This is a genomic window from Catenulispora sp. GAS73, assembly GCF_041262085.1.
Taxonomy (GTDB): domain Bacteria; phylum Actinomycetota; class Actinomycetes; order Streptomycetales; family Catenulisporaceae; genus Catenulispora.
The window spans coordinates 343260-366828 of the sequence record NZ_JBGCCM010000003.1; the positions used below are offsets into that span (position 1 = coordinate 343260).

Annotated in this window: 18 protein-coding genes; 3 read left to right on the forward strand and 15 right to left on the reverse strand. The window is 71.3% G+C overall.

The features are described from left to right. Positions 1-15: 15 nt before the first annotated feature. Together ABH935_RS06530 and ABH935_RS06535 are read right to left on the reverse strand one after the other, a co-directional pair. Complete coding sequence (locus ABH935_RS06530; protein ID WP_370376845.1) at positions 16-639, reverse strand: hypothetical protein; 624 nt, start codon at positions 637-639, stop codon at positions 16-18. 50 nt (positions 640-689) lie between these two features. Then, complete coding sequence (locus tag ABH935_RS06535) at positions 690-1814, reverse strand: FAD-dependent oxidoreductase (protein WP_370376846.1); 1125 nt, start codon at positions 1812-1814, stop codon at positions 690-692. A gap of 212 nt (positions 1815-2026) precedes the next feature. On the opposite strand from ABH935_RS06535, the gene ABH935_RS06540 reads away from it, so the two are divergent. Beyond that, positions 2027-6289, forward strand: coding sequence for a tetratricopeptide repeat protein (locus tag ABH935_RS06540; protein WP_370376847.1), 4263 nt, complete (start codon positions 2027-2029; stop codon positions 6287-6289). A gap of 28 nt (positions 6290-6317) precedes the next feature. On the opposite strand, the gene ABH935_RS06545 is transcribed toward ABH935_RS06540, so the two are convergent. Both ABH935_RS06545 and ABH935_RS06550 read right to left on the reverse strand, forming a co-directional pair. Further along, positions 6318-6941, reverse strand: coding sequence for a LysE family translocator (locus ABH935_RS06545; protein WP_370376848.1), 624 nt, complete (start codon positions 6939-6941; stop codon positions 6318-6320). A 133-nt stretch (positions 6942-7074) separates the two neighbouring features. Further along, positions 7075-7416 carry a bleomycin resistance protein gene (locus tag ABH935_RS06550; RefSeq protein ID WP_370376849.1) on the reverse strand — a complete coding sequence of 114 codons (342 nt, stop codon included), beginning with the start codon at positions 7414-7416 and terminating at the stop codon, positions 7075-7077. 363 nt (positions 7417-7779) lie between these two features. On the opposite strand from ABH935_RS06550, the gene ABH935_RS06555 reads away from it, so the two are divergent. Together ABH935_RS06555 and menC are read left to right on the forward strand one after the other, a co-directional pair. Beyond that, positions 7780-8601, forward strand: a complete 822-nt coding sequence (locus ABH935_RS06555) for an SDR family NAD(P)-dependent oxidoreductase (protein ID WP_370376850.1) — start codon at positions 7780-7782, stop codon at positions 8599-8601. Positions 8602-8684: 83 nt separating this feature from the next. Next, complete coding sequence (gene menC, locus ABH935_RS06560; protein WP_370376851.1) at positions 8685-9794, forward strand: o-succinylbenzoate synthase; 1110 nt, start codon at positions 8685-8687, stop codon at positions 9792-9794. On the opposite strand, the gene ABH935_RS06565 is transcribed toward menC, so the two are convergent. The 11 genes from ABH935_RS06565 to ABH935_RS06615 form a co-directional block, all read right to left on the reverse strand. Then, entirely contained in the window at positions 9795-10478 is a 684-nt protein-coding gene (locus ABH935_RS06565; protein WP_370376852.1) for a TetR/AcrR family transcriptional regulator, read from the reverse strand. After that, positions 10475-12136, reverse strand: a complete 1662-nt coding sequence (gene atzF / locus ABH935_RS06570; protein WP_370376853.1) for an allophanate hydrolase — start codon at positions 12134-12136, stop codon at positions 10475-10477. Before atzF ends, ABH935_RS06565 begins: the two co-directional genes overlap by 4 nt. Beyond that, positions 12133-15792 carry an urea carboxylase gene (uca, locus tag ABH935_RS06575; protein WP_370376854.1) on the reverse strand — a complete coding sequence of 1220 codons (3660 nt, stop codon included), beginning with the start codon at positions 15790-15792 and terminating at the stop codon, positions 12133-12135. The genes atzF and uca overlap by 4 nt, the downstream gene beginning before the upstream one ends. Continuing rightward, the gene (locus ABH935_RS06580) at positions 15789-16442 is read right to left on the reverse strand and encodes an urea amidolyase associated protein UAAP2 (protein WP_370376855.1); all 654 of its coding nucleotides are present in this window, start codon (positions 16440-16442) and stop codon (positions 15789-15791) included. The genes uca and ABH935_RS06580 overlap by 4 nt, the downstream gene beginning before the upstream one ends. Continuing rightward, on the reverse strand, positions 16439-17284 hold the full coding sequence (locus ABH935_RS06585; RefSeq protein ID WP_370376856.1) for an urea amidolyase associated protein UAAP1: 846 nt from the start codon (positions 17282-17284) through the stop codon (positions 16439-16441). Before ABH935_RS06585 ends, ABH935_RS06580 begins: the two co-directional genes overlap by 4 nt. Then, positions 17281-18897, reverse strand: coding sequence for an amino acid permease (locus ABH935_RS06590; protein ID WP_370376857.1), 1617 nt, complete (start codon positions 18895-18897; stop codon positions 17281-17283). Before ABH935_RS06590 ends, ABH935_RS06585 begins: the two co-directional genes overlap by 4 nt. 101 nt (positions 18898-18998) lie before the next feature. Continuing rightward, positions 18999-20207 (reverse strand): sensor histidine kinase, encoded by a 1209-nt coding sequence (locus tag ABH935_RS06595; RefSeq protein ID WP_370376858.1) that lies wholly within the window; start codon positions 20205-20207, stop codon positions 18999-19001. Then, entirely contained in the window at positions 20204-20863 is a 660-nt protein-coding gene (locus ABH935_RS06600) for a response regulator transcription factor (protein ID WP_370376859.1), read from the reverse strand. Before ABH935_RS06600 ends, ABH935_RS06595 begins: the two co-directional genes overlap by 4 nt. A 60-nt stretch (positions 20864-20923) precedes the next feature. Beyond that, positions 20924-21445 carry an FMN-binding protein gene (locus tag ABH935_RS06605; RefSeq protein ID WP_370376860.1) on the reverse strand — a complete coding sequence of 174 codons (522 nt, stop codon included), beginning with the start codon at positions 21443-21445 and terminating at the stop codon, positions 20924-20926. Between the two features lie 13 nt (positions 21446-21458). Beyond that, entirely contained in the window at positions 21459-22868 is a 1410-nt protein-coding gene (locus ABH935_RS06610) for a ferric reductase-like transmembrane domain-containing protein (protein ID WP_370376861.1), read from the reverse strand. Positions 22869-22935: 67 nt separating this feature from the next. Then, the gene (locus ABH935_RS06615; RefSeq protein ID WP_370376862.1) at positions 22936-23544 is read right to left on the reverse strand and encodes a hypothetical protein; all 609 of its coding nucleotides are present in this window, start codon (positions 23542-23544) and stop codon (positions 22936-22938) included. Positions 23545-23569: the final 25 nt, after the last annotated feature.

Sequence of the window (23569 nt, forward strand, 5' to 3'; positions counted from 1 at the left end):
CGCGAAGTCCACGGGCTAGTCCGCCGAGTCCACGAGGCCGATGCTCGCCAAGCCTTTCAAGACCTCGGCGACCTTCCCGTCCAGCCATTCGGCGAACGTGCCGACCTCGTGCTCGGGCAAGCTGTCCTCGACGTACCACACCTGGGGCTCGTCGGCCCCGTCCGCTTCGTCGCCGGCCGGCCAGAACGCCCAGCCGCAGCCGTCGGCGGCGTCGAACGCGGCGAACATGACGTACTCCCAGCGGTATTCGCCGCGTTCGCGCTCCGCTCGCACGTCCACCCACTGCCGCCCGGGGTGCCCCATCGTGCCGGTCGCCCGGCGCATGCCGTGGTAGGGCAGGAACTCGAAGAAGTTCAGGGCGTCGTCGAGGCGCTCGCTCACGTCGACGTCCTCGTCAAGGTCCTCGTCGCCCACCTCGTCGGCCAGCCCGGACGGCTCGATCGTCGGACAGCGCCACGCCGCGACGAATCGCCGGTACGACTCGGGCAACAGTGCCCGCGCCTCGTCCTCGCTCGGGCAGATCCGCAAGTCCGCCCCCTGATCGTCGACGTCGGTGAGCTCGGCGTACCGGACGAGCCCCGTCAGGGAGCGTTCGCGAAGCGTCGCGTCCAGCCGAGCCCAACTCGTGTTCGCATCCATGGACGCGAGACTAGAGGTGACTCCTGACGGTGACGGCAGATGGTTCGGCGTCAGGACAGTTTCGCTTCGGGAGCGAAGGCGGGCAGCTTGTCGAGACTGCTCCGCACGGCCTCGGCGCCGTACTCGAACATCTGCCGCTCGTAGTCGTCGACCGCGCTGAGCAGATCCCGGCGGCCGTTGTCGGCCTCGATCAGGCAGCGGCGCAGCACGTCGGCGTCGCGCAGCGCGGTGTTGGCGCCGTTGCCGCCGGTCGGGGAGGTGGCGTGGATGGCGTCGCCGAGCAGGGTGACCGGGCCGGACGCCCAGCGCTCGCCGGGCTTGACCACCCGGATGGACAGCAGGGTGCTGTTGTCCGGGTCGGCCTGCTCGATCAGCGCGCGCAGCTCCGGGTGCCAGCCGTCCATCCTGGACAGCACGGCGTCCTGCGCGCTCAGGTCCTCCAGCGAGCCGTTCGGCGGCAGGATCATGGCCCAGCGCACGTAGTCGCCGATGTCGGGCAGCGTGACTTCGGGGGCCAGCCGCTCGGCGGCCTGCTTCGGCGGGGTGCGGAAGCGCATCGCGCCGAGCAGCAGGCTGACGCCGTCGCCGGCGATCTTCGAGCCGTAGGCCTTGGACAGGCCGGCGAACTCGTCGGTCAGCGGGGTGCGGCCGATGACGAACCGGACGCCGGTGTCGGTCGGGGTGGTCTGCGGCGTCAACACCCGGCGCACCGCGGAGGTGACGCCGTCCGCGCCGACGAGCAGGTCGGCGGTCGCCGGGTCGCGCCGGGCGAACTCGCTCCGGACGGTGCCGTCGGCCTGGACGTCGTAGCCGGTCAGGGCGGCGTCGGTGTGCACGGTGAGGCCGGTCAGCAACAGGTGCCGCAGTACCTGCCGGTCGACCACGATGCCGGTCCGGCCGGCGCCGAGCCGGCCGATCTCGTTCAGCCGCGGGTCCAGGATCAGCTGCTCGGCGGAGGCGTCCATGACGATCTCGTCCAGCAGCGGGTGCCAGCGCGTCGGCAGGCAGTCGCGCACGGCCTGGAAGCCGACCGGGTTCAGCACGAGCCGATAGCCCTGGAACCGGGCGACGATCCCCGGGTCCCGTTCGAACACCTCGGCCTCGATCCCGGCACCGCGCAGACCCTGCGCGAGAGCCAGGCCTCCCAGACCGGCTCCGACAATGGAAACTCGCATCGCACACCTCCGGAGAACCGCTGACGAACTTAGTTCGTCTTGACGATCTAAGTTCTACGTGGCGAACTTAGTTCGTGTCAACTCGGGGGTCACGGGCCGCCGAGCGCAGCACCCGCTTGGCACGCGGCACCAGCGATATCCGCTCGGTCGCCGGAGAGCTCGGCTAGGCTCGTTGGCGGTGCGGGAGTGAGTATGGGCACTGCGAAGGTGTCGTGGTGCTGATTGAGGAGCAGCTGCTGATGATGAGTGAGCGCCTCGTGATCGACGTGGACGAAACGGGCCGGGTGTCTGTGTCCTTCGGACAACCGGGGCCCACGGGGAGTGTGGCGGCCGGACAGGTGCCGGAGACGCATCTGTGGAACGCCGAGGATCTCCGCTGGTACTTCGAAGATTACTTGGACGCGCCGTTCGGCCTTTATGAGGAGCGTGCCTCGCGGGTCGCCGAGCTGCTGCCGCTGTGGGGACAGAGCCTCTTCGAGGCCGTGTTCTCCTCGGCGGACGGGCATGAGGCGCTCGCGGAGGCTCGGCGGCTGCGTGGTGCGAGCGGTACGGCCGAGTTGGTCGTGAGATCGGCGAGTCCCGTGTGGCTGAGGCAGCCGTGGGAGCTGATGCGCGATCCACGGGCCGAGTCCGCATTGGTCCTGGACGGGATGTCGGTGAGCCGGTGCCTGCCGTCGGCGGGGATGGACGAGCCGATCGAGGTCTCCGGCGAAGCGCTGAGGGTCCTTATGGTGATCGCGCGCCCGCGTGGCGGCACCGATGTGGACTACACCGCGGTCGCACGCCCGGTCGTCGAGGCGGTGTCCGCGGCCGGGGGACGCATCGATTTCGAGGTCTTGCGTCCGGCGACTCTGGAAGCCTTGGAACGGAGAGTCCAGGAAGCGAAGGACTCGGGCGCGCCCTTCCATTTGCTGCATTTCGACGGGCACGGTGCGCTCGAAGACGCGGCGCAAGGTTCAGGGCAAGGCTCGGGGCAAGGTGTTCTGATCTTTGAAACGTCCCAGAACGGGGCGTCGGCTTCGGCGCAGAGCGTGACGCCCGAGCAGCTCGCCGCCGTGATGGTGACGGGGAGTGTGCCGCTGGCCGTGCTGAACGCCTGCCAGTCCGGGGCGATCGGGAAGCAGACCGAGACCGCGGTGGCGACAGGCCTGCTCGCCGGCGGGGTCTCGGCCGTCGTGGCGATGGGGTATCGCGTCTACGTGGCCGGTGCCGTCGAGTTCATGACCGGCTTCTACGAACGACTGTCGGCGGAGGGCTCGCTGTCGGCGGCCGTCTCGGCGGGCCGGGAACGGATGTTCCGCAACGCCGATCGCCCCAGTCCGCGCGGCGGCCTGCCGTTGCTCGACTGGGCGGTTCCGGTGCATTACTGGCAGCGCGACGTCCGCTTCTCCTGGACCAAGACGCCGAGCGATCCTGATCCCCGGTCGGCAGCGGGATCCGGTGTCCCGGGCATCGACCCGCTCGCGGCGACCGGCGACTTCGTCGGCCGGAGCGCGGAGATCGGCCGGCTGGAGACCGCGGTACGGCCGAAGGCGGTCGTCCTGCTCCACGGCCCGGCGGGCGGCGGAAAGTCAGAGCTGGCCAAGGCGTTCGGCCGCTGGCGCCGCGCCACCGCCGGTCCAGGCCACGCGAAGGACGTCGTGTGGTTCTCATGGCGATCGACCCTTGGGAACGCGGACCTGGACGTCGTTCTCAGTGCCCTGATCCAGCAGATCAAGGGCTCGCAGCAGCAGGCGGTCGGACTTCAAGAGATTCGTGCCGAGGCGCGACAGCTCCTCCGGGAGCGGCGGTTGCTGTTGATCTGGGACAACTTCGAGTCGGTGACGTCTGCGAGTCAGGAAGTGAAGGACTTCCTGCGCGAGGTAGCGGTCGACAGCCAGAGCACCGTCCTGATCACGAGCCGTACCACCGAGGACTGGCTGGGAACTGATGTCGTGCGTGTGGAGGTGGCCGGCCTGCGTCATCAGGATGCTGCCGCGTATGCCGGTCTCCTTCTGGCCGACCGTCCCGAAACGGCGGCGAGTCGATGGAGCACCGACGATGTCGAACAGCTGTTGCGGGCCTGCGGCGGTCATCCGCTCACCCTGCGGCTCATGGTTCCGCATCTCCAGTCCGCGACTGCGAATGACCTCATCAGCCGGCTGCGAAGGCCGGTGGGAAGTCAGGCCGGTCATCAGAGTGATGAGATCTCTGGGCTGACCGCTTCGCTGGACTATGCGCTGGAGCGACTGGAGGCGGGTGTGGCCGGCCCGTTGCGCGCGCTCAGCCTCTTCCAGGACGTCGCGGATTCGGACGTGCTCGACGCCTTGTCAGCGCAGCCGGGGATGCCCGCGCGACTCGCCCTTTCCCCGGGAACGCCGGGCTGGGCCGAAGTGCTCGAACGTGCCGGCGATCTCGGGCTACTCGCGTCCAGGAGCCGAACCTGTTGGTCGATGCATCCCGCGCTGCCGGCGTGGCTGGCCGGCCGCTGGTCCGCCGCGGCCGGTGCCGATTACGAAGCAGAGCGCGCACAGGCCGAGAAAGCACTTCAGCATGCTTACGCGACGTTGTGCAGCGACGAGTCGTCACTGGTCCGTCACGCGAACGGTGGTGTCGTCTTCGCGGAACGCCATGAGGGAATGTTGACCGGCTTGCTCCGCCGAGCCTGCATCGAGAAGGACTGGCGTGACGCGCTCAACGTGCTCGTGTTCCTCAACGACTACTGGACGCGTACCGGCAAGCACGCGATCAGCACTCGCTGGGCCGAGTGGGTCCGAAGCACCGTCGGCGGACCCGACGGCGAACCGCCGGCCGTGGGAGCGGTCCACATCGATGCGGAAGGCCTGTGGTCGTTGGCGACCCTGGCGTGTGCGAACGCCTGGACGCGGGCGCAGCGTCTCGACGACGCCGAGGCGGCGCTGAAGAACATCCTCGACGTGGCGAACCGGTACCAGGGGATCAGCGGAGTCGACGATTCCCTGACCGCCATCCGAGCGCTCACCCACCAGAAGTCCGGCGTCATCGCCGAGCGCCGCCACAAGTGGAGCGACGCGGAGCACCATCACCGGTCGGCGTCCGACCTGTACCGGAGAGTCGGAGACGACAGTGGTCAGGCGGATTCGCTGCGCGGGCTGGGCCACGTCTGCTTCGAGCAGGGCCGCTGGCCTGAGGCGACTGAGTATTACGACCAGTCGTTGGCCCTGAGTAAGAAGATCGGTGATCTCGAACGACAGGCCCTGTGCTTCGACGTGCTCGGGAAGATCGCGGCCGAGCGGGGTGAGCTCGACAGGTCCGCCCGATACTTCCTGCAATCGCTCGGCATCTCCGAAGAGCGCCGCGACCTCGACGGACAGGCACGTTCGCGGCACAGCCTCGGGATCCTGGCGAGCAGACGGGGAGATTGGGACGCGGCCCGGAAGTACTTCCAATGGGCGCTCAGGACGCAAACGGCCGACTACGTCCCGGGGATGATCGCGACGTACAACCAATTGGGCAGGGTCGAGCGGGCCCAGGGACGGCACAGCGAGGCCGACGAGTGGTTCCGCCAGTCTCTGGCGGCCGCTGAGAGCATCGGCGATCGGGTGGCCGTCTGCAAGAATCTCCTGGAACTGAGCCGCAGTGCCATGATGCGAAACCAGTTCGACGAGGCGTCGAAGCATCTGGACCGGGCACTCGTCGAGGCACGTGCGGCGGGTCGATCGCGGGATATCGCCGACGTCCACTTGCAGCTGGGCGCGATCGCCTACTCCCAATGGCGGTTCGCCGACGCGGAGGCCAGCATCGCGGAGGGCGCCCTCCTGCACACTCGGGCCGAGAGTTGGTACGGGGTGGCCGGGAGTCTGCGGTTTCTCGTCGTGGTGGCGACGGCCCAGGGTCACAAGCGGGACGCACTGACTTGGGCGGTGCGATGCGCCCATCTGGCACGGTCGCATCCGTCGATCGACTTCGGTGGCATCGCGCCGGAAGAGGCCTTGATCGAGCTGAGTCCCCTCGTCGCGCCGGAACGTCTTGCCGCCCTCTGGCAGGAGGTCACTGGCGACCCGATGCCCGCCGATCTGCTGTCGACCATCACGGACATCACGACTGGTACGACCCTCACGACCGTCTCGACTCAAGGAGAGCGAATGTCCAACCCGTCCGGCGAACTCACCATGAACTCCAAGTTCGCAGCCCGCGCGGCGGCACAGCGCCTGGCCCCCGAGCTTGACCGCCGGATCCCGCAGCAGGTGGACGCGCTCATCGAGTCCCGCTCCGCGACCGGTGAGCAGGAGGTGCAGTTCGGTGTCGACGCCGTCGCTGTCGCCAGCCTCATCGTCTCGGCCGCCCAACTCGCCTGGTCCGTCCTGAGCGACTTGCGCCGGCACCGTGCCGACGTCACGCGGGACGAGCTCGCCGACCAGGTTCGGCAGGGGACGCCGGAGGCGGGCGTGAGCGACCAGGTGCGGGATCGGGTCATCGCGATCGTCGTGGAAGAGATCCTCAACGACGAGATCTAGTCCTGCGGAGGTAGGCCCCGGCGACGCCTCACCGCTCCACCGCGAGGCGCACTCCCAGGCCGATGAACACCCCGCCGGTCGCGGCGTCCAGGCGGCGCCGTGCCTTCTCGCGGCGGCCGAGCCAGCTTCCGATGCGTCCGGCGAAGACGCCTACGGCTCCGTCGACCAGGAACTCCAGTGCGATGAAGGCTGCGCCGAGGATCGCGAACTGGAGCCAGACCTGTCCCAGGCGGGGGTCGACGAACTGTGGGAGGAACGCGATGGTGAAGGTGATCATCTTCGGGTTCACCAGGTTGGTCAGCAGGCCCCGCAGGTAGGCGTGCCGCCCCGAGACGCCGGTGCCGGTCTCCAGCCGATCCTGGCCGCGGTGGCGGATGGCCTGGACGCCGAGATACATCAGGTAGGCCGCGCCGGCCAGGCGCAGCGCCGTGAACGCGGTCGGGGCCGCGGCGAAGAACGCCGACAGGCCGGCCGCGGCGAGGGCGATGTGCACGACTTCGCTGGTGGCGACACCGGCGGTGGCGAGCAGTCCGGCGCGGGCGCCGCCCCGGATGCCGCAGCCGAGGACGAAGAGCATGTCGGGGCCTGGGCTGATCATCGCGACCAGAGTGGTGAGCAGGAATACGGCGAACAGGTGCATGTTCAGGGCCATGGGCCCAATATCCATTTCGCTGGACCTCGCGGGCGAGCGATATTCGAAGGGCGAGATGCGGCTGCGGCGCCGACAACTACAACGACAACGACAACGACAACGACAACGACAGACCCTGCCAGGGCCCTGCGGCTCATTTCACCGGCGAGCCGAAGCGGATGACGTTGCCGTCGGGATCGACCAGGGCGCCTTCGTGCCGGCCCCACTCGGTGTCCTCGGGCGCGTGCACCTGGACGTCCGCCGCGCGCCATGCTGCTGCCAGCTGGTCCGCGTCGTCAACGAACAAGTACGCGGACCCGGGATGGTGCTCCCGGCTGGGCACGCCCAGGTGGAGCTCGATGCCGTCGCGGCTGGCGAAGCCGTATCCGCCCCCGGCGTAGGCGCGGACCGCGAATCCCAGGCGCTGGTAGAAGTCCAACGCCGCGTCCAGGTCGCGGACAGAGAAAATCGGCGCAATACGGTACGCGGTGGTCATGAGGTCAGCCTCGCACAAGAACGGTGCGATTGCCCCGCGCGCTTTGGTCGTGCGGGGCTCGTATGCGCTGTGTTTGATCGGTGTGGAGTCCCTGTCCGAGTTGTTCGCGGCCTGCTTGGCTTGTCCCGTGATCACCGGAGGCGTGGAGTGCGCGGCAGTCGGCGCTTCCGGTGGTATTGGCGCCCGGCACGACGACCGGCCGCCCAGTCAGCCGGAGCGCTGACAGAGCACTGACGACCCGGATCCGAAGGCCCGGCGTTTCCGGCCGGATCCGGTGTCAGCGAACGCTCTCGCATCGGGTTTCCTCTCCGGCGCCATTCCTCGCGCCGGATTTCTCTCGAACACCGGAAAGTACTCATCATCATGTCGCACAAGCCTGTTTCGTCCCGCACAGCCCTGGTCACCGGCGCCGACGGCGGCCTGGGCCTGGAGATCGCGCGGCAGCTCAGCGTCCAGCACGCGCACGTCATCCTGCACGCCCGCACCGCCGAGTCCGGCGAGCAGGCCGTGCGCGCCCTGGTCGGCGGCGGTGCGCAGGCACGCCGGCTGTCCGTCGTGACGGCCGACTTCGCCGACCTCGGCCAGGTCGGGGCCATGGCCCGGCAGGTCGCTGCCGAGCATCGGAACCTCGACCTGCTCGTCAACAACGCGGCCGTGTTCGGGTCGCAGACCCGCACCCTCACCGCCGACGACCACGAGCTCACCTTCCAAGTGAACTACCTCGCGCCCTACCTGCTGACCCGCCTGCTGTGGCCGCTGCTGACGTTCAGCCCCGGCAGCCGGGTGGTCAACGTCTCCTCCGCGCTGCACCGCGGCGGGCGGCTGCACTGGGGCGACGTGGACTCGGCCAAGCGCTACTCGGCGGTCGCCGCCTACGCGCAGTCCAAGCTCGCGCTGAACCTGTTCACCAAGGCGGTGGCTGTGCGCGGCGGCACGGATCTGGTCGCGGCCAGCGTGCATCCGGGCATCCTGGCCACCGACATGGTGCGCAACTACACGCGCGAGGTCGGACGTCCGGTGACCGAGGGCGCGACCGCCGTGCTGCACCTGGCCAGCGCGCCGGTGGAGGACGGCGGCTACTACGAGGGGATCGCGGCGTCTTCGCCGAACCTGCTGATGAACGACAAGAGCTCGGTCGACCGGCTGTGGAAGCTCAGCGCGCGGCTGGTGGGGTTGGCCGCCTGAGGCGAGGCGGGCGGTGCTCGCTCGTACGAGGTCGGGACGTTGTCTTGGTGGGCTCGCCGCGGGTGACGCGACAGAATAGGAACATGAAGCTCGAACGCGTCGAACTGCGTCGGATTGACATCCCCCTGCGTACGCCGTTCCGGACCTCGCTTGGTCTTGAGCTGAACCGCGACATCCTGCTGTTGCGCGTCGACACCTCTGAGGGCTCTGGCTGGGGTGAGTGTGTTGCCATGCCAGAGCCCGGCTATTCGGAGGAGTACCTCGACGGCGCCGCGGAGATGATCCGGCGCTTTCTCCTGCCGACTGTCGCCGCGCTTGACGTGCTCACGCCGGCGCGGGTGGCTGCCGCGATGGCGGTGTTCCCCGGTCACCCCATGGCCAAGGCGACGGTCGAGATGGCGGTCATGGACGCGTGGCTTCGGGCGCGGGGGACCTCGTACGCCGACCATCTCGGCGGGGTCCGCGCGGTCGTGGACTGCGGGGTGTCGGTGGGTATCGCTGACACGGTCGATCTGCTCCTCGCCGAGGTCTCGGGCTACGTGGACCAGGGCTACCGCCGGATCAAGCTGAAGATCGAGCCGGGCTGGGACCTCGCGCCGGTCCGGGCGATCCGCGAGCGCTTCCCGGACGTCGCGCTCCAAGCCGACGCCAACGCCGCCTACACGCTCGGCGACGCTCGCCACCTGGCGGCCCTCGACGCGTTCGACCTGGTGATGCTTGAGCAGCCGCTGCCCGCCGGGGACCTGCGCGACCACGCCGCGCTGGCGCGCATGCTGCGCACCCCGATCTGCCTGGACGAGTCCATCGCGTCCGCGCGCAGTGCCGCCGAGGCCGTCGCCGTGGGGGCGTGCGCGATCGTCAACATCAAGGCCGGCCGCGTCGGGGGCTACCTGGAGGCGCGGCGGATCCACGACGTCTGCGTCGCGAACAGCGTGCCGGTGTGGTGCGGCGGGATGCTGGAGACCGGGCTGGGCCAGGCGGCCAACGTGGCGCTCGCGGCGCTGCCGGGCTTCACGCTTCCTGCCGACATCGCGCCTTCCGAGCGGTACTTCGCCACCGACGTCACGGCGCCGATCACCATGCACGAGGGCCGGATCGCGGTTCCGGACGGCCCAGGGCTGGGGCTGGATCCGATCCCGGAGATCGTCGAGGGCTACACGACGGACGTGGTCACGGTCACCCGGTTCAGTTGATCACCCCGCCGCCGCAGCCCGGATCTCGGCCGGGCCGAGCCCGGCCGTCCGCAGCGTCGCCTCCGCCACGACTGCAGGTTCGATCTCGACCACGGCCTCCGGCGAGGTGCCGCTCCAGCGCCGCAGGGGGATGACCACCTCCACGACCTGAATCAGGAGCGCGCCCAGCACCGGCGCCGGGACTGTGTCCGCTCCGGGGACCAGTTGCCCGGCCTTGCCTCCGAGGCGGCCGTAGATCTCCTGCAGTTCATGTCGTAGTGCGCGGAAGTCGTCGAAGCGTTCGTCGCGTACCTCAGGGATCAGATACAGGCTGCCGATGTTGTGCGGGGCGCGCGCCAGTAGTTCGGCGTCCGTTGCGGCCAGTGTGTACAGCGCCGCTGCTGCGGACGCCGGGTCGGCGCCGGCCTGCTCCTCCAGGCGGCGGGCGAGTTCTGCGCTGGGGCGTACGGAGCGGTCCAGCAGTTCGGCGAGGATGTCGTCCTTGCCGGCGAAGTGGTAGTACAGCGACGCCTGGCGGATGCCGACCGCGTCGGCGATGGCGCGGGTCGAGGTGCTGCCGAAGCCCTGCTCCACGAACAGTCCGGCGGCGGCGAGCAGGATCTGTTCGCGCGGCGGCAGCTGCGGGGCGGTGTCCGGGACCGCGCGCGGCCGGCCTGCGCGTGACGTCTTCTCCACGATGGTCATTCTCGCCCCTCGCCTAGATGGACGCGCCAACCGCCGGCCGCGGTGATGTCCTCGGCGTCGTCGAGGGCTGCCGGCTCGCACAGGAAACCGGGCACGGTGCGGCCGTCGGCCAGTGCCACCGGGCCGATCGCCATCGGGCGCGGCAGGGTCGTGACGAGCTCGGCGAACCCGGCGGCGGGCAGCCTCCACAGCTCGCCCTCGATCGACGCGCCGCGTGCAGTGGCGACGCTGGTACTGACCCGGACCAGGCCGGGCTTCGCCGGGACGGTCCGCAGCGCGAGCAGCCGGTACTCCGGCGCGGTGCGCACGTCCTCGGCGAACGCGCCGCCGAGCCCGACCAGCTGCCGGTTGAGCGGCTGGCCGCGCAGGTGCGCCCCGAAGACCGCGACGTGGACCGGCGGCGCGGCGAAGCGTGCGGCGAGTTCGGCCAGCGCGGCGTCCGAATGCGGGGCGCCGGTGAACATGACGCCGAACGGCAGGCCGCCGACGAGCCCGGCCGGGACGGCGAGCGCCGCGAGCCCGAACAGGTTCGCGAAGTTCGTGTACCGGCCCAGGCGGCTGTTCACGCCGACCGGATCGGCGGCGACCTCGGCGAGCGTGGGGTGGCCGGTGGTGGTCGGGGTGAGCAGGGCGTCGCAGGCGTCGAAGACGGCGAGTCCTTCGGCGCCGAGCTGTTCCAGACGCTCCTGGTCGCGGAACAGGTCGGCGGCGCTCGGGGCGGCACCGGCCAGGACGATGGCCGCGACCGTCGGGTCCAGGTCGGCGTCCGGATGCTTCTCGATGAATTCGCCGACGGCCGCGTAGCGTTCGGCGACGAAAGCGCCGCCGTAGAGCAGGGTCGCGGCTTCCAGAAGTGGGGAGATGTCCACTTCGACGATCTCGACGCCGCACGCACGCAGCCGAGCCACCGCCGCGGCGAACGCCTCGGACCAGCCCTCGGCCAGACCGGCCAGCTGCGCCGCGACCGGGACGGCGACTCGCGGCCGCGCCGGCAACGCGGGCAGAACCGGGACCGCGTCACCCATCGTTTCGGCCACGGCGCGCGCAAGTGTGAGCTCGGGAGCGAACACCGTCACGCAATCCAGCGAACGGCACGCGGGAACCACCCCCGACGTGGGCACCGAACGCACGGTGGGCTTGACCCCGACGATGCCCTGAAGCGCGGCCGGGACTCGCCCGGAGCCGGCCGTGTCGGTACCGAGCGCGAAGTCGACCTCCCCGAGCGCCACCGCCACCGCCGACCCCGACGACGAGCCGCCGGAGATCCGCGCCGGGTCCCACGCGTTCCGGACAGCGCCGAAGGGGCTGCGGGTGCCGACCAGCCCGGTCGCGAACTGGTCGAGGTTGGTCTTGCCGAGGACGATCGCACCCGCGGCCCGCAGGCGCGCGACGCAGGCGGCGTCCCGGTCCGGCCGGTAGGAGTACGCGGCGCAGCCTGCGGTCGTGGCCAAGCCTTGGACGTCGATGTTGTCTTTGACTGCGAACACCAGCCCGGCCAACGGCAGGCGCTCCCCGGCGGCGACCCGCTCATCGATCGCCTCCGCCTCGGCCAACACCTCCGGCTCCGGACGCACACTGATCCAGACCTCGGGCCGGTCGGCCTCCCGGATCCTGGCGAACGCGGCGCGCACGCGAGCGGCGGCGCTATACGAACTCATGCCCCCACCCCGATCGCCACCAGCGCCTGCCCCGCCGCCACCTGTTCCCCGGGCCTGGTGTACACGTCCAGCACCCGCCCCGCGCACGGTGCCGTCACCACCGACTCCATCTTCATCGCCTCCACCGCCGCGATCCGCTGCCCGGCGGCGACGACCGAGCCGGGCTCGACGTGCAGCTGCCACACCGTCGACAGGAACGGCGCCGCCACGACCACCGCCCCGTCCGGCACCGCGAACCCCGCCTGGTCCGGCGCGGTTGTGGCAACCGGCTCGGTTTGCCGGTCGAACTCTCCCGAGGCATGCCAGCGCTGCTTCTCCGCGTCGAACGCAGTGCTCTGCCGCGCCCGGAACGCGGCGATCGAATCCGCCTCCCGCGCCAGGAACCGCTCGTACTCGGCGATCGAGAACGTCCCCTCGACCGTCTCGAAGTCGCCGCGGCCCGCGTCGGTCTCGGCGCGCAGCTCCAGCAGCTCCTCGGCCGACACCGGATACCACTCGATCCGGTCGAAGAATCGCAGGGCCCAGGGATGCTCGCGGAACAGCCCGCCGCGCCGGAATCGGTTCCAGACCTGTACGGTGCGCCCCACGAACTGGTATCCGCCGGGCCCTTCCATCCCGTAGATGCACAGGTACGCCCCGCCGATCCCGACCGAGTTCTCGGCCGTCCAGGTACGGGCCGGGTTGTACTTCGTCGTCACCAGCCGGTGCCGCGGATCCAGCGGGGTCGCGACCGGGGCGCCCAGATAGACGTCGCCGAGCCCGAGCACCAGGTAGGAGGCGTCGTAGACGATCCGCTGCACGTCCTCGACCGAGTCCAGGCCGTTGATCCGCCGGATGAACTCGATGTTCCACGGCGTCCAGGGCGCGTCGTCGCGCACCCCGGCCATGTAGCGCTCGATCGCCACTCGGGTGGCCGGGTCGTCCCAGGACAGGGGCAGCCGCACCGTCCGGGACGGCACCACCAGCTCCGAGGTCGGCGGGATCGTCGCCTCCAGCTCGCGCAGCAGCGCCGCCATGTCGGTCGCACGCAGGGCCCGCGAGTCGGTGTGGACCTGCAGGGACCTGATGCCCGGCGTCACGTCGAGGACGCCGCGCGGCGCGTGCGCGGCCAGGGCCTCCTGCAGGGCGTGGACGCGCATCCGCAGCCCGATGTCGAGCGTCATCGGTCCGTACTCGACCAGCACGTTGCCGTCCCCGTCACGCCGGTAGGTCACCTCCGGGCTGTCGTCGCGGGCCGGCAGCCGGCCCAGCACGCCGTCGTCCCCGTCGCCGCCGCGCAGCAGCACCGTGTGGCACGCGCGGTCGTCGGTGAGCAGCGCCGCGTCGGCCTCCCGCACCGGCACGAACCGCACGGTGTCGCCGGGCCGCAGCTGCCCGAGCTTCCACAGGTCGCCGCCGGCCACCACCGCCGGGCACACGAAGCCGCCGAGCGAGGGCCCGTCCGGCCCGAGGATGATCGGCGTGTCGCCGGTGAAGTCCAGGGCGCCGACGGCGTAGGGCGTGTCGTGGATGTTCGACGGATGCAGCCCGGCCTCGCCGCCGTCCTGCCGGGCCCACGCGGGCCGGGGCCCCAGAAGCCGCACGCCGGTCCGCGCCGAGTTGTGGTGCACCGTGTAGCAGGACGCGTACAAAGTCTCGATGTCCGCGCGGGTGAAGAACTCCGGCGCGGCGTGCGGGCCCTCGGTGACGGCGATCTCCCAGGCGTCGGTGAACGCGGGGCGCCGGTGCGCGGGGGTCGGCGGCCCGACCCGCGTCAGCCGCTCGCCCGGCGGGAACGCCGGATGCGGGTGGTCGGAGTCCGGCGACCCGGGCCGCAGCACGTCGCCGGTGACCAGGGCTCGGCCGCCGTGGCCGCCGAAGCCGCCGAGCGTGAAGGTCGAGGCGCTGTCCAAGTGGCGCGGCACGTCGAAACCGCCGCGCACGGCCACGTAGACCCGCAGCCCGGGACCCGCGACCGCACCGACCGCCAGCTCCGACCCGGCCGCGACCTCGACCGGTTCCCACATCGGGACGGGCTCGCCGTCCAGCAGGACCTCGCACGGCGCGCCGGTGACCGCGACGATCGTCGCCGCTGAGAAAAGCAGCGTCGGCCCCGAGGCGGTGGCCTCCAGCGCCGGTGCCCCGGCCGGGTTGCCGACCGCCAGGTTGGCCTCGGCGAAGGACACCGCGTCGAAGGGCCCGCTCGGCGGGACCCCGACCGACCACAGCCCGATCCGGCCCGGCAGGTCCTGGACCGTCGTCTGCAACCCCGGCACCAGCACGTCCACGCGCGGATCGGGATCGACGACACGTCCCTCCTCGGCCAACGTCGAGGTCGAATGCGTCACCGAACGCAGCGTCGCGTCATCGGTCAGGGCCCTGAGAAGCCCGAGGTTCGTCACGATCCCGTCCACGCGGCAGCCCTGGAGCCCTTCGCGCAGCACATCGAGCGCGTCGTCCCGGCTCGGGCCGGACGCGATCACCTTGGCGAGCATCGGATCGTAGTGCCCTGAGACCTCCATCCCGGTCTCCAACCAGCCGTCCACCCGCACCCCGGCCAGCGGCGGCGTGCCCTGGCCGGGGAACGTCGCCGCGGTGACCAGCCCGGAGCTCGGCTGCCCGCCGCGGCCCGGGTCCTCGGCGTAGACGCGGGCCTCGACGGCGTGGCCGCGCGGCTCGTGCGGGCCGAAGACGGCATCGTCGAGCCCGGACGCGCCGTCGCGCGCCAGCCGCAGCATCAAGCCCACCAGATCGACCCCGAACACCTCCTCGGTGACCGGGTGCTCGACCTGCAGCCGGGTGTTGACCTCCAGGAATGAGGCCTCGGCGCGGACCGGATCGTAGACGAACTCCACCGTCCCGGCCGACCGGTATCCGACGCCGGCCAACAGGTTCCGTGCCGACTCGTGCAGCAGCGCCCTGACCTCGGACGGCAGCCCCGGTGCGGGCGCCTCCTCGATCACCTTCTGGTGCCGGCGCTGGAGCGAGCAGTCGCGGTCGCCGAACACCGCGACCCGGCCGGCGCCGTCACCGAACAGTTGCACCTCGACATGCCGCGCCGGCCGGACCAGCCGCTCCAGGAACACCCCTCCCGCCCCGAAGTTCGCGCCGGCCAGCCGGCTGACCCGGTCGAACGCCTCGCGCACCTCCTCGGCCGTGGCACACGCCGCCATGCCGATCCCGCCACCGCCTGCGGTCGCTTTGAGCATCACCGGGAAGCCGATCCGCACTGCCTCGGCGACCGCCTCGTCCGCCGAGGCCAGCAACCCGGACCCGGCGAGCATCGGCACGCCGGCCGCCGCCGCGAGGGCGCGCGCCGTGTGCTTGGTGCCGAAGGCCTCGATCTGTTCGGCCGTGGGACCGACGAAGGCCAGGCCGGCCTCTTCGACCGCCCGGGCGAAATCCGCGTTCTCGGAGAGGAACCCGTAGCCGGGGTGCACGGCGGCGCCGTGCTTGACCGCGAGCTCCAGGATCGCCTCGGCTCGCAGGTAGCTCTCGCGCGCCGGTCCGGGGCCGATCCGGACGGCCGTGTCGGCCTCCCGGACGTGCGGCGCGGCGCGGTCGGCGTCGGAGAACACGGCGACGGTCCGCAGGCCCAGCTCCCGCGCCGAGCGGATCACCCGCTGGGCGATCTCGCCGCGATTGGCGATCAGGACCGTGTCGAAGCGGGGGTTCACGCGTCCTCCTGGGCGGCGGTGACGATCATGCGCAGCGGCGTCGGGTCGAAGGCGTTGCAGGGGTTGTTCATCTGCGGGCAGTTGGACACCACGACCAGCACGTCCCGTTCGGCCCGCACCGCCACGCGCTTGCCGGGCGCGCTCAGGCCGTCCACGATGCCCAGCGCCCCGTCGGCCTCGACCGGGACGTTCATGAACCAGTTCAGGTTCGACACCAGGTCCCTGACGCCCAGCCCCCACTTCGCGCCCTCGAACAGGAAGTTCTCCCGGCAGGCGTGGTCGGCTGCGGTGTGGTGGCCGTAGCGCAGGGTGTTGGATTCCTTGGAGCAGGCCCCGCCGATCGTGTCCTGTCGATCCACTTCGTTGCCGACGACGGTCATTAGGGGACTGCCGTGATTGGACCGCAGTACGGTGCCGGTGCGGACGTAGGCGTTGCCCGACCAGGTCAGTGTGTCCGGGACGCTGTAGCGCTCGGCCGGATCGGCGGCGTCGAACAGCAGGCAGTCGGCGCTCTGGTTGCCGCCGACGTCCACGATCGTCAGCACCTGCCCGGCCGGCACCACCGCCGACCACGAGGCGCGCGCGGCGACCCGGTCGTCGCGCACGACGGTGCCGGGGACCAGAGGGTGGGACCAGTCCAGGACGGTCACGAGCGAGACTCCCAGTCGTCGAGGGTGTTCAGGTACGCGCGGGTGCGTTCGGGGCTGGCAGCGAAGGATGCGTCGCCGGGGCCGGTCGGGGTGCTCCGCCAGGCGTGGACGCGCAGCGGGCCGACGCGGTAGTCGGGACGCGGGTCCAGGGGATGCGGGACGTTCGCGATCAGGACGATGAGCGGGAGCTCGGCGACCAGGTCGACCGAGGTCCCGGGACCGGCGGAACCCTGCCAGGCCAGGGTGCCGTCCTCGGCGACGCGGACGCCTTGGAAGAAGGACAGCGACGGGCCCAGGTCGCGCAGCGTCAGGCCGTGCTTCGCCGCGGCGAGCGTCAGGAGCGACTGCCCGGACGGCGTCGGGCCCTCGGGGCGGGCGTCGCCGAACTTGGCGAGGTTCCACGCGTCGGAGCTGGTGCCGCAGAAGGCGTCGTGGTGCTGCGAGGTGTCGGCGGCGAGGGTGGCCAGGACCCTGCCGTCGCCGGAGAGCAGGGGGTGGCCGGGGCCGAGGTAGGCCTGCCAGGGGATCTTGAGGGTGTCGGCGATGTTGAGGCGTTCGTACGGCGCGTCGGCCCGTAGGAGGAAGACGTTGGCGCAGGCGTCGCCGGTGGGGTCCTCCAGCCGGATCCGCGTGCCGCGGGCGACGGCGCGGTGCGTGTAGGCGGCCGGCGGCACCGTCTCGGCCCAGGTGAGAGCGTCCGGCGACACGTCGGATGGTGTGTAGGGAGAGGTCGCCGCGGGGATGTAGGGCATGGATTGCGTGGCCGTCGCGGTCGCCGATGCGGCCTGCGACCGCGCGTCGCTTCGGGCGGCGGTGATGGTGTCCGTCTGGCGGGTGGTCATGACGCCGCCTCGGCCACCGCTCCGGCCGCTCCGGCCGTGATCCCGCTCGGCGCCCGGTGCCGCCGGTGCGTCGCCGCGTAGTAGAGGCCGCCGACGGCCGTCGCCCCGGCGATGAACAGGACTCCCGACCACCGCAGCCACCAGGTGTCGCCGGTCGTGTCGTAGACGGCGGTGCGCGGCCACAGCAGGTTGACCACCATCGCGGCCTGATACAGCACGGCGATCGCCCCGACCGCGATGCCGAACCGGCCCAAGCTGAAGACGGCGTGCCCGTCCTCGTCCCGCTCGCCGTCGAGCCGGGCGGTCCATCCCGTCAGCCGCCTCCACAGCAGCGGGCCGGTCACCCCGAGGTACGCCAGATACAGCATCGCGATGCACAGGCTCGACAGCGCCGTGAACAGCGCCGTCTGGCCGATGTTCACCACCAGCGCCGCCACCGCCCCGACTCCGACGACCAGGCTCGCGGTGATCGGCGTCCCGGTGCGCGGCGAGACCTTCGCCAGGGTCCGGGAGAACGGCAGCGCGTTCTCCCGCGCCATCGAGAACACCATCCGCGATCCGGCCGTCTGGCAGGCCAGCGTGCACGCGAACACCGCCACCGCCACCGTGCACAGCAGCAGCCGCCCCAACACCGACCCGAAGCGCTGCGAGACCACCCAGGCCAGGCCGCCGGAGGCCAGGTTCCCGTCGGTCAGGCTCGGCGCCGCGATCAGCCCGGCCAGGATCAGCAGGCCTCCGCCGAGCCCTGATACGGCGACGGCGCGCACGATGGTCTTCGGCGTCGTCCGGCGCGGGGCACGGGTCTCCTCGCTGAGCTCGCCGGCGGCGTCGAAGCCGACCAGGACGTACGCGGCCATCAACGCCGAGGCCAGCCACGCGAACAGGTACGAGCCGCCCGAGGCCGCGCCGGTCGTGTGCAGGACGACGGTCGCGGACCGCTTCGGCAGGAAGAACAGCAGGGCTATCAGCGCGCTGACACCGATCAGTTCGACGACCACGCCGGCGCTGGTGACCAGGGCCATGACCCGCACCGACACGATGGTCACGACCGTGGTGACGACCAGCAGGACGCAGCCGAGCAGCACCGCGTTCTCCGCGCCGGTCGAGGATGTCGGCGTGGGATTGGCATGCGATCCGCCGACGATCTGGAACCCGTCCCAGATGCTCGGCAGCACCGCCTGCAGGGCCACGGCGGCCACCGCGACCGTGAGGATCTGTCCGACGATCATCGTCCAGCCGGTGAACCAGCCGAACACCTTCCCGGCCAGCCGCGTGGACCACTGGTAGATCGCCCCGGAGACCGGCCAGCGCGCGGCCAGCTCCGCGAAGTTCAGCGCCACGAGCATCTGCCCGGCGAACACCAGCGGCCAGGTCCAGAAGAACGCCGCGCCGCCGAATCCGAAGCCCAGGCCGAACAGCTGGAACACCGTGGTCAGGATGCTGACGAAGGAGAACCCCGCGGCGAAGGAGGAGAAGGAGCCGACTCCGCGGCGCAGCTCCTGGCGGTACCCGAGGGCGGCCAGACCGTCGGCCTCGGCGAGGCCCGTCGCGGCGTCGCGGCCGGCCGGGGACAGGGGTTGAGCGGGTAGCGCGGCGTTCGGGTGCTGACTCATCGCGGACCTCACCGGGACTGGAGAATACCTGTCGATCGACAGGTATCACCCAAAGTCATCTCGGCTGGTCACCGCTCTATGACGCGGTTGTACATCCTGCGTTAATTCCGGCGCAGGTTCGCGGCCGCGGGGAGCAGCACGGTGATGGTCAGGCCGCCCTCGGGGCGGGCGGCGGCGGTCAGGAGGCCGTCGTGGGCGCGGATGACGGCGTCGACGATGGACAGGCCCAGGCCGGCGCCGTCCGGGGTGGGGATCGCGCTGGACAGGCGGGTCCGGTCGCCACGGTGGAAGGGCTCGAAGAACCGCTCCACGGTGTCGGGTTCGAGATGCGGGCCGTCGTTGGCGACGGTCAGTTCGGCCCAGGCGCCGGGGTGCGCGGCCTCGGCCGGGTGGCGGACGGCGCGGGTGCTCACCTGGAGCAGGCCGGCGTCGTCGTTGTACTTGACGGCGTTCTCCAGCAGATTCGTGACCGCGATGTCGAGCAGGGCGATGTTGCCGCGCAGGGGCGCGGGATCCAGTCGGCTCACGACACGCAGGGCGCGCGCCTGGGCTCTCACGGCGGTGTGGTCGAGGGCTTCGGCGGTGATGTCGGCGAGGTCGTCTTCCTCGACGTCGGTCAGGTGCTGATCGGAGCGGGCCAGGACGAGCAGGGCCTCGATCAGGCGCTGAGCGCGATCGGTGGCCTGCGCGACGTCCTGGGCCATGCCGCGCCACTGTTCCTGGGTGGGTTCGGATTTGGCGAGGGTGACCTCGGTGGCGGCTCGGGTGACGGCCAGGGGGGTGCGCAGTTCGTGGCTGGCGTTGGCGACGAAGCGGCGCTGGGCTGCGAACGCGGTGTCGAGGCGCTCCAGCATCGCGTCGAAGGTGTCGCCCAGTTCTTTGAGTTCGTCGGCGGGCCCGGTGAGGTTGAGGCGTTCGTGCAGGGTCGTCCGGCTGGCGCGCCGGGCGGCGGCGGTGATCGCGGCGATGGGGCGCAGCATCCGGCCGGCGACGTACCAGCCGAGCAGCGCGGAGACGGCGACGACCAGCAGGAGCAGCAGGAAGGCGTCGCGGAGCAGGTGGGAGGCGGCGGAGTCGCGGATCTGGTCGCTGAGGCCGATGAAGTGGTCGTGGTCGGGGTCCATGCGGCCGGGGATCTGGCTGGCGGGCAGCGGGGTGAAGATCGCGTGGTAGAAGGCGAAGGTGAGGGTGAGCAGCAGCGCGGTGCCGCCGACGGTGAACAACGTGGCGTAGGCGAGGGTGAGGCGGGTGCGGATGGTCAGCGGCGGCAGCCGCAGCCAGCGGGGCGGCTTGGGCGGGCGGACGGTCATGGAACGATCCGGTAGCCGGCGCCGACGACGGTCTCCACCAGCTCTGGCGGCCCGAGTTTGCGGCGCAGCCGGTTGACCGTGACCCGGACGGTGTTGGTGAACGGGTCGGCGTTCTCGTCCCAGGCGCGCTCCAGGAGTTGCTCCTGGCTGAGAACGGCGCCGTCCGCGGTGAGCAGCACCTGGAGCAGGGCGAACTCCTTGGCGGTCAGGGGGATCGGGCGGCCGGCGCGGTGGACGGTGCGGCGCAGCGTGTCCATCGTGAGGTCGCCGTGGCTGAGCACGGCGGTGTGCGAGCGGCCACGGCGGGCCAGGGCCCTGATGCGCAAGGTGAGTTCGGGGAAGGAGAAGGGTTTGCCGAGGTAGTCGTCGGCGCCCAGGCTGAGGCCGTCGACCCGGTCGCCGGGCCCGGACAGGGCGGTGAGCATGAGGATCATGGGGGCGTCGGCCCGGCCGGACAGGCGGCGGCAGATCTCGTCGCCGTGGACGCCGGGCAGGTCGCGGTCCAGCACGAGGACGTCGTAGGACGCGTTGACGTCGATCTTGTACAGGGCGTCGTCGCCGTCGTGGCTGACGTCCACCGCCATGCCCTGGTCCCGCAGCCCTTCGGCGATGCGTGCGGCCAGGCGCTGTTCGTCCTCGGCGATCAGGATCCGCATGCGGTCATCCTCTCGCGGACCCGGGCCTGCCGGCGGTAGGTGCGGCGGTCCGCATGACGGTCACCGGTGGGCCGCGTCGAGAGCGGCCTGCAGGGACTGCGCGTAGCCGGCGGAGGTGTAGGTGGCGCCCGAGACGGCGTCGATGTTGGCGTTCTGCGCCTTGATCGCCTCGGACTTGAGCTGGGGCAGGGCGTAGGAGTCGATCTGGGAGCTGTGGCCGCCGGTGGTCTGCTGGAGCACGGTGACGTCGGTGAGCTTCCCGGCGCTCAGCACGGCCTGGACCTGCATCGGACCGTAGCGGGTGTCGACCACGCTGCCGGTGAAGCTCCCGCTGACCGCGACGGTCTTGGGTGAACTGGACGGTTGGCCGCCGGCGCCGCCGGTCGAGCTGCCACTTGAGGGGGTGCCGCTGGAGCCGGTGGTGGAGTTCGCGGGGGCGCCGCCCCCGTGCGAGGAGGCGCCGGGCTGCTTGGCGGAGGCGGTCAGCGCGGGCTTCGGGGCCCCGGCGGACTCGGCCTTGGCCCCGATGATCACCGCGAGTCCGGCGCTGGTGGTGACCAGCGCCATCGTGGTCTTGCGCATGGCGGTTTCCCTCCTAGAACTCGAACGCTTCGCGGTGGATCCGCCGCCGTGGGACGCCCACCCGCCGCAGCTGCGCCTCGGCGGCCTCGGCCATCCCGGCCGGTCCGCACAGGTACACGTCCCGCTGCTCGATGTCGGGCACGCTGTGACGCAGGCGGGCGGCGGACAGCGGGTCGCCGCGGGGCCCGGTGCGGGGGCCGACCACCGGGTAGAGACCGAAGCCGCGCAGGCGGGCGATGTCCTCCAGTTCGGGGTAGAGGACCAGGTCCTCGGGGTGCGAGGCGCGGTAGAGGAGGATCACGTCGGTGCCGGCGCCGGGCAGGCTCTCGTAGAGCGCGCGGATCGGGGTGATGCCGGCGCCGCCCGCGATCAGCAGTACCTTGCGGGCCTGGTCGCGGCGCCTTTCGGTGAAGGTGCCGTAGGGGCCCTCGAACCAGACCCGGGTACCGGGGTGCAGCCGGGTGAGCGCGGCACTGGAGTCTCCGAGGTTCTTCACCGTGATCCGCCACTGGCCCAGCTCCGGGTCGGCGGACAGCGAGTAGGGATGCGACTGCCACCACAGGCCGCGGGCCAGGAAGCGCCAGCGCAGGAACTGGCCGGCCTCGGCGCCCAACTCGTCCAGAGCATGTCCGGTGAAGTAGATCGACACCACGCCCGGCCCCTGCGCCACGACGCGGGCCACCCGCACCTGGTGCCGCAGCGAGCGGCGCAGCGGCACCAGGACCCGGAAGACCAGTACCGCCGAGGCCACCGCGATGTGGGCGCCGGACCACAGCAGCCGGTTGCGCGCCGAGGCTGAGAAGTCCGTGCCGACGGCGAACTCGTGCGCGAAGGCGAGCGCGATGGCGGCGTAGACCAGCAGATGGACGTGATACCAGGTCTCATACGGCAGTTTGCGGCGTACCGCGCGCGCCGAGACCACCCCGACCAGCACCAGCAGGGCCAGGCCGAAGGCGGACAGCAGCACGTCCGGGTAGTGCAGGACGACGGTGCCGGTCTCGGCGACCGGATTGGTGCCGGACTGCCACGCGTAGCCGAGGATGATCAGCACCGCGTGGGCGAGCGCCAGCGCGACGGTGTACTCGCCGAGCGCCCGGTGGTACCGCGCCACCACGTCCGAGCCGACCCGGTTCTCCAGCCAGGGGACGCGCGCCATGAGCGCGACCAGGACCAGCAGCAGGTAGGCGGCCAGCAGGCCGGTCAGGCGCCCGGCGGCGGTCACGTAGTCCCCGCCTCCGCGCAGCGAGCCGGGGATGGTGTTCTGCCACCACAGTGCCAGGACGGCCGGCACACCGGCCCAGATGACCAGCAGCAACGCCCGCGACCACAGCCGGCCTGTGCCAGGCAGGCCGGCTGGCCGCTGCGGGGTCGGTCCGGACCGGTGGCGGGCCGGCCGTGCGGAGTAGGAGCTCACGGTCGACACGCGCGGCTCCTATCGTGGTGCGGGGATCTCACCACACCACTGTCGCCGCCGGGGCATAACACGCCGGTTACAGGCGTACCGGCGGCCCTGCCGGCTGATCTGCCCGGACGCGGTCCAGGAACCGGGTGAGGCCGTCGACCACCGCGGGGGTGTTCGGGACGACGTGGCCCCCGGCGTGCGTCAGGATCAGGGGATCGACGAACTGGTCGGCGAGGTCCCGGGACTCGTGCGGGGGAATGACCCGGTCGGCGTGGCCGATGATGTGGACCGACGGGACGGCGAACCGGGGGCGGTAGATCTCGGCGTGCTGCGGTGCGTCGTTCTTGAAGCCGCCGACCATGACGGCGAAGTCGAACGCGATCGGCGACTGCCGATCGCCACGGTGTGCTTCCCGCATCCCGGCCAGGAGTCCGGTCATCGCGGCACCCTGACTGAAGCCGAAGACGCCGTCGAACCGGGGCTGTGCCGCGAACAGGTCGAGAACCCACGCGCGGCTGCGGTCCCAGCCGCGCGCGGGGGAGTGCCACCAGCCGAAGTCCCGCTCGGCCAGCGACGGGGCGTCGACGTACACGAAATCCACGCCGCGCAGGGACGACGCCAGCGGTTGCATCTGCCGGCGCAGGGTGTCGGCGCTGCCGTGGTAGCCGTGCAGGGCCAGGATGCGAAGATCAGGCATGGGAAGGCCCTCCTATGGGGCGACA

Coding starts and splice junctions, on each gene's coding strand:
- ABH935_RS06595 (WP_370376858.1), bottom strand. CDS start 20,207: ATGACCGTCCGCCCGCCCAAGCCGCCCCGCTGGCTGCGGCTGCCGCCG.
- ABH935_RS06530 (WP_370376845.1), bottom strand. CDS start 639: ATGGATGCGAACACGAGTTGGGCTCGGCTGGACGCGACGCTTCGCGAA.
- menC (WP_370376851.1), top strand. CDS start 8,685: ATGAAGCTCGAACGCGTCGAACTGCGTCGGATTGACATCCCCCTGCGT.
- ABH935_RS06615 (WP_370376862.1), bottom strand. CDS start 23,544: ATGCCTGATCTTCGCATCCTGGCCCTGCACGGCTACCACGGCAGCGCC.
- ABH935_RS06550 (WP_370376849.1), bottom strand. CDS start 7,416: ATGACCACCGCGTACCGTATTGCGCCGATTTTCTCTGTCCGCGACCTG.
- ABH935_RS06590 (WP_370376857.1), bottom strand. CDS start 18,897: ATGAGTCAGCACCCGAACGCCGCGCTACCCGCTCAACCCCTGTCCCCG.
- ABH935_RS06600 (WP_370376859.1), bottom strand. CDS start 20,863: ATGCGGATCCTGATCGCCGAGGACGAACAGCGCCTGGCCGCACGCATC.
- atzF (WP_370376853.1), bottom strand. CDS start 12,136: ATGAGTTCGTATAGCGCCGCCGCTCGCGTGCGCGCCGCGTTCGCCAGG.
- ABH935_RS06585 (WP_370376856.1), bottom strand. CDS start 17,284: ATGACCACCCGCCAGACGGACACCATCACCGCCGCCCGAAGCGACGCG.
- ABH935_RS06535 (WP_370376846.1), bottom strand. CDS start 1,814: ATGCGAGTTTCCATTGTCGGAGCCGGTCTGGGAGGCCTGGCTCTCGCG.
- ABH935_RS06605 (WP_370376860.1), bottom strand. CDS start 21,445: ATGCGCAAGACCACGATGGCGCTGGTCACCACCAGCGCCGGACTCGCG.
- ABH935_RS06565 (WP_370376852.1), bottom strand. CDS start 10,478: ATGACCATCGTGGAGAAGACGTCACGCGCAGGCCGGCCGCGCGCGGTC.
- ABH935_RS06545 (WP_370376848.1), bottom strand. CDS start 6,941: ATGGCCCTGAACATGCACCTGTTCGCCGTATTCCTGCTCACCACTCTG.
- ABH935_RS06555 (WP_370376850.1), top strand. CDS start 7,780: ATGTCGCACAAGCCTGTTTCGTCCCGCACAGCCCTGGTCACCGGCGCC.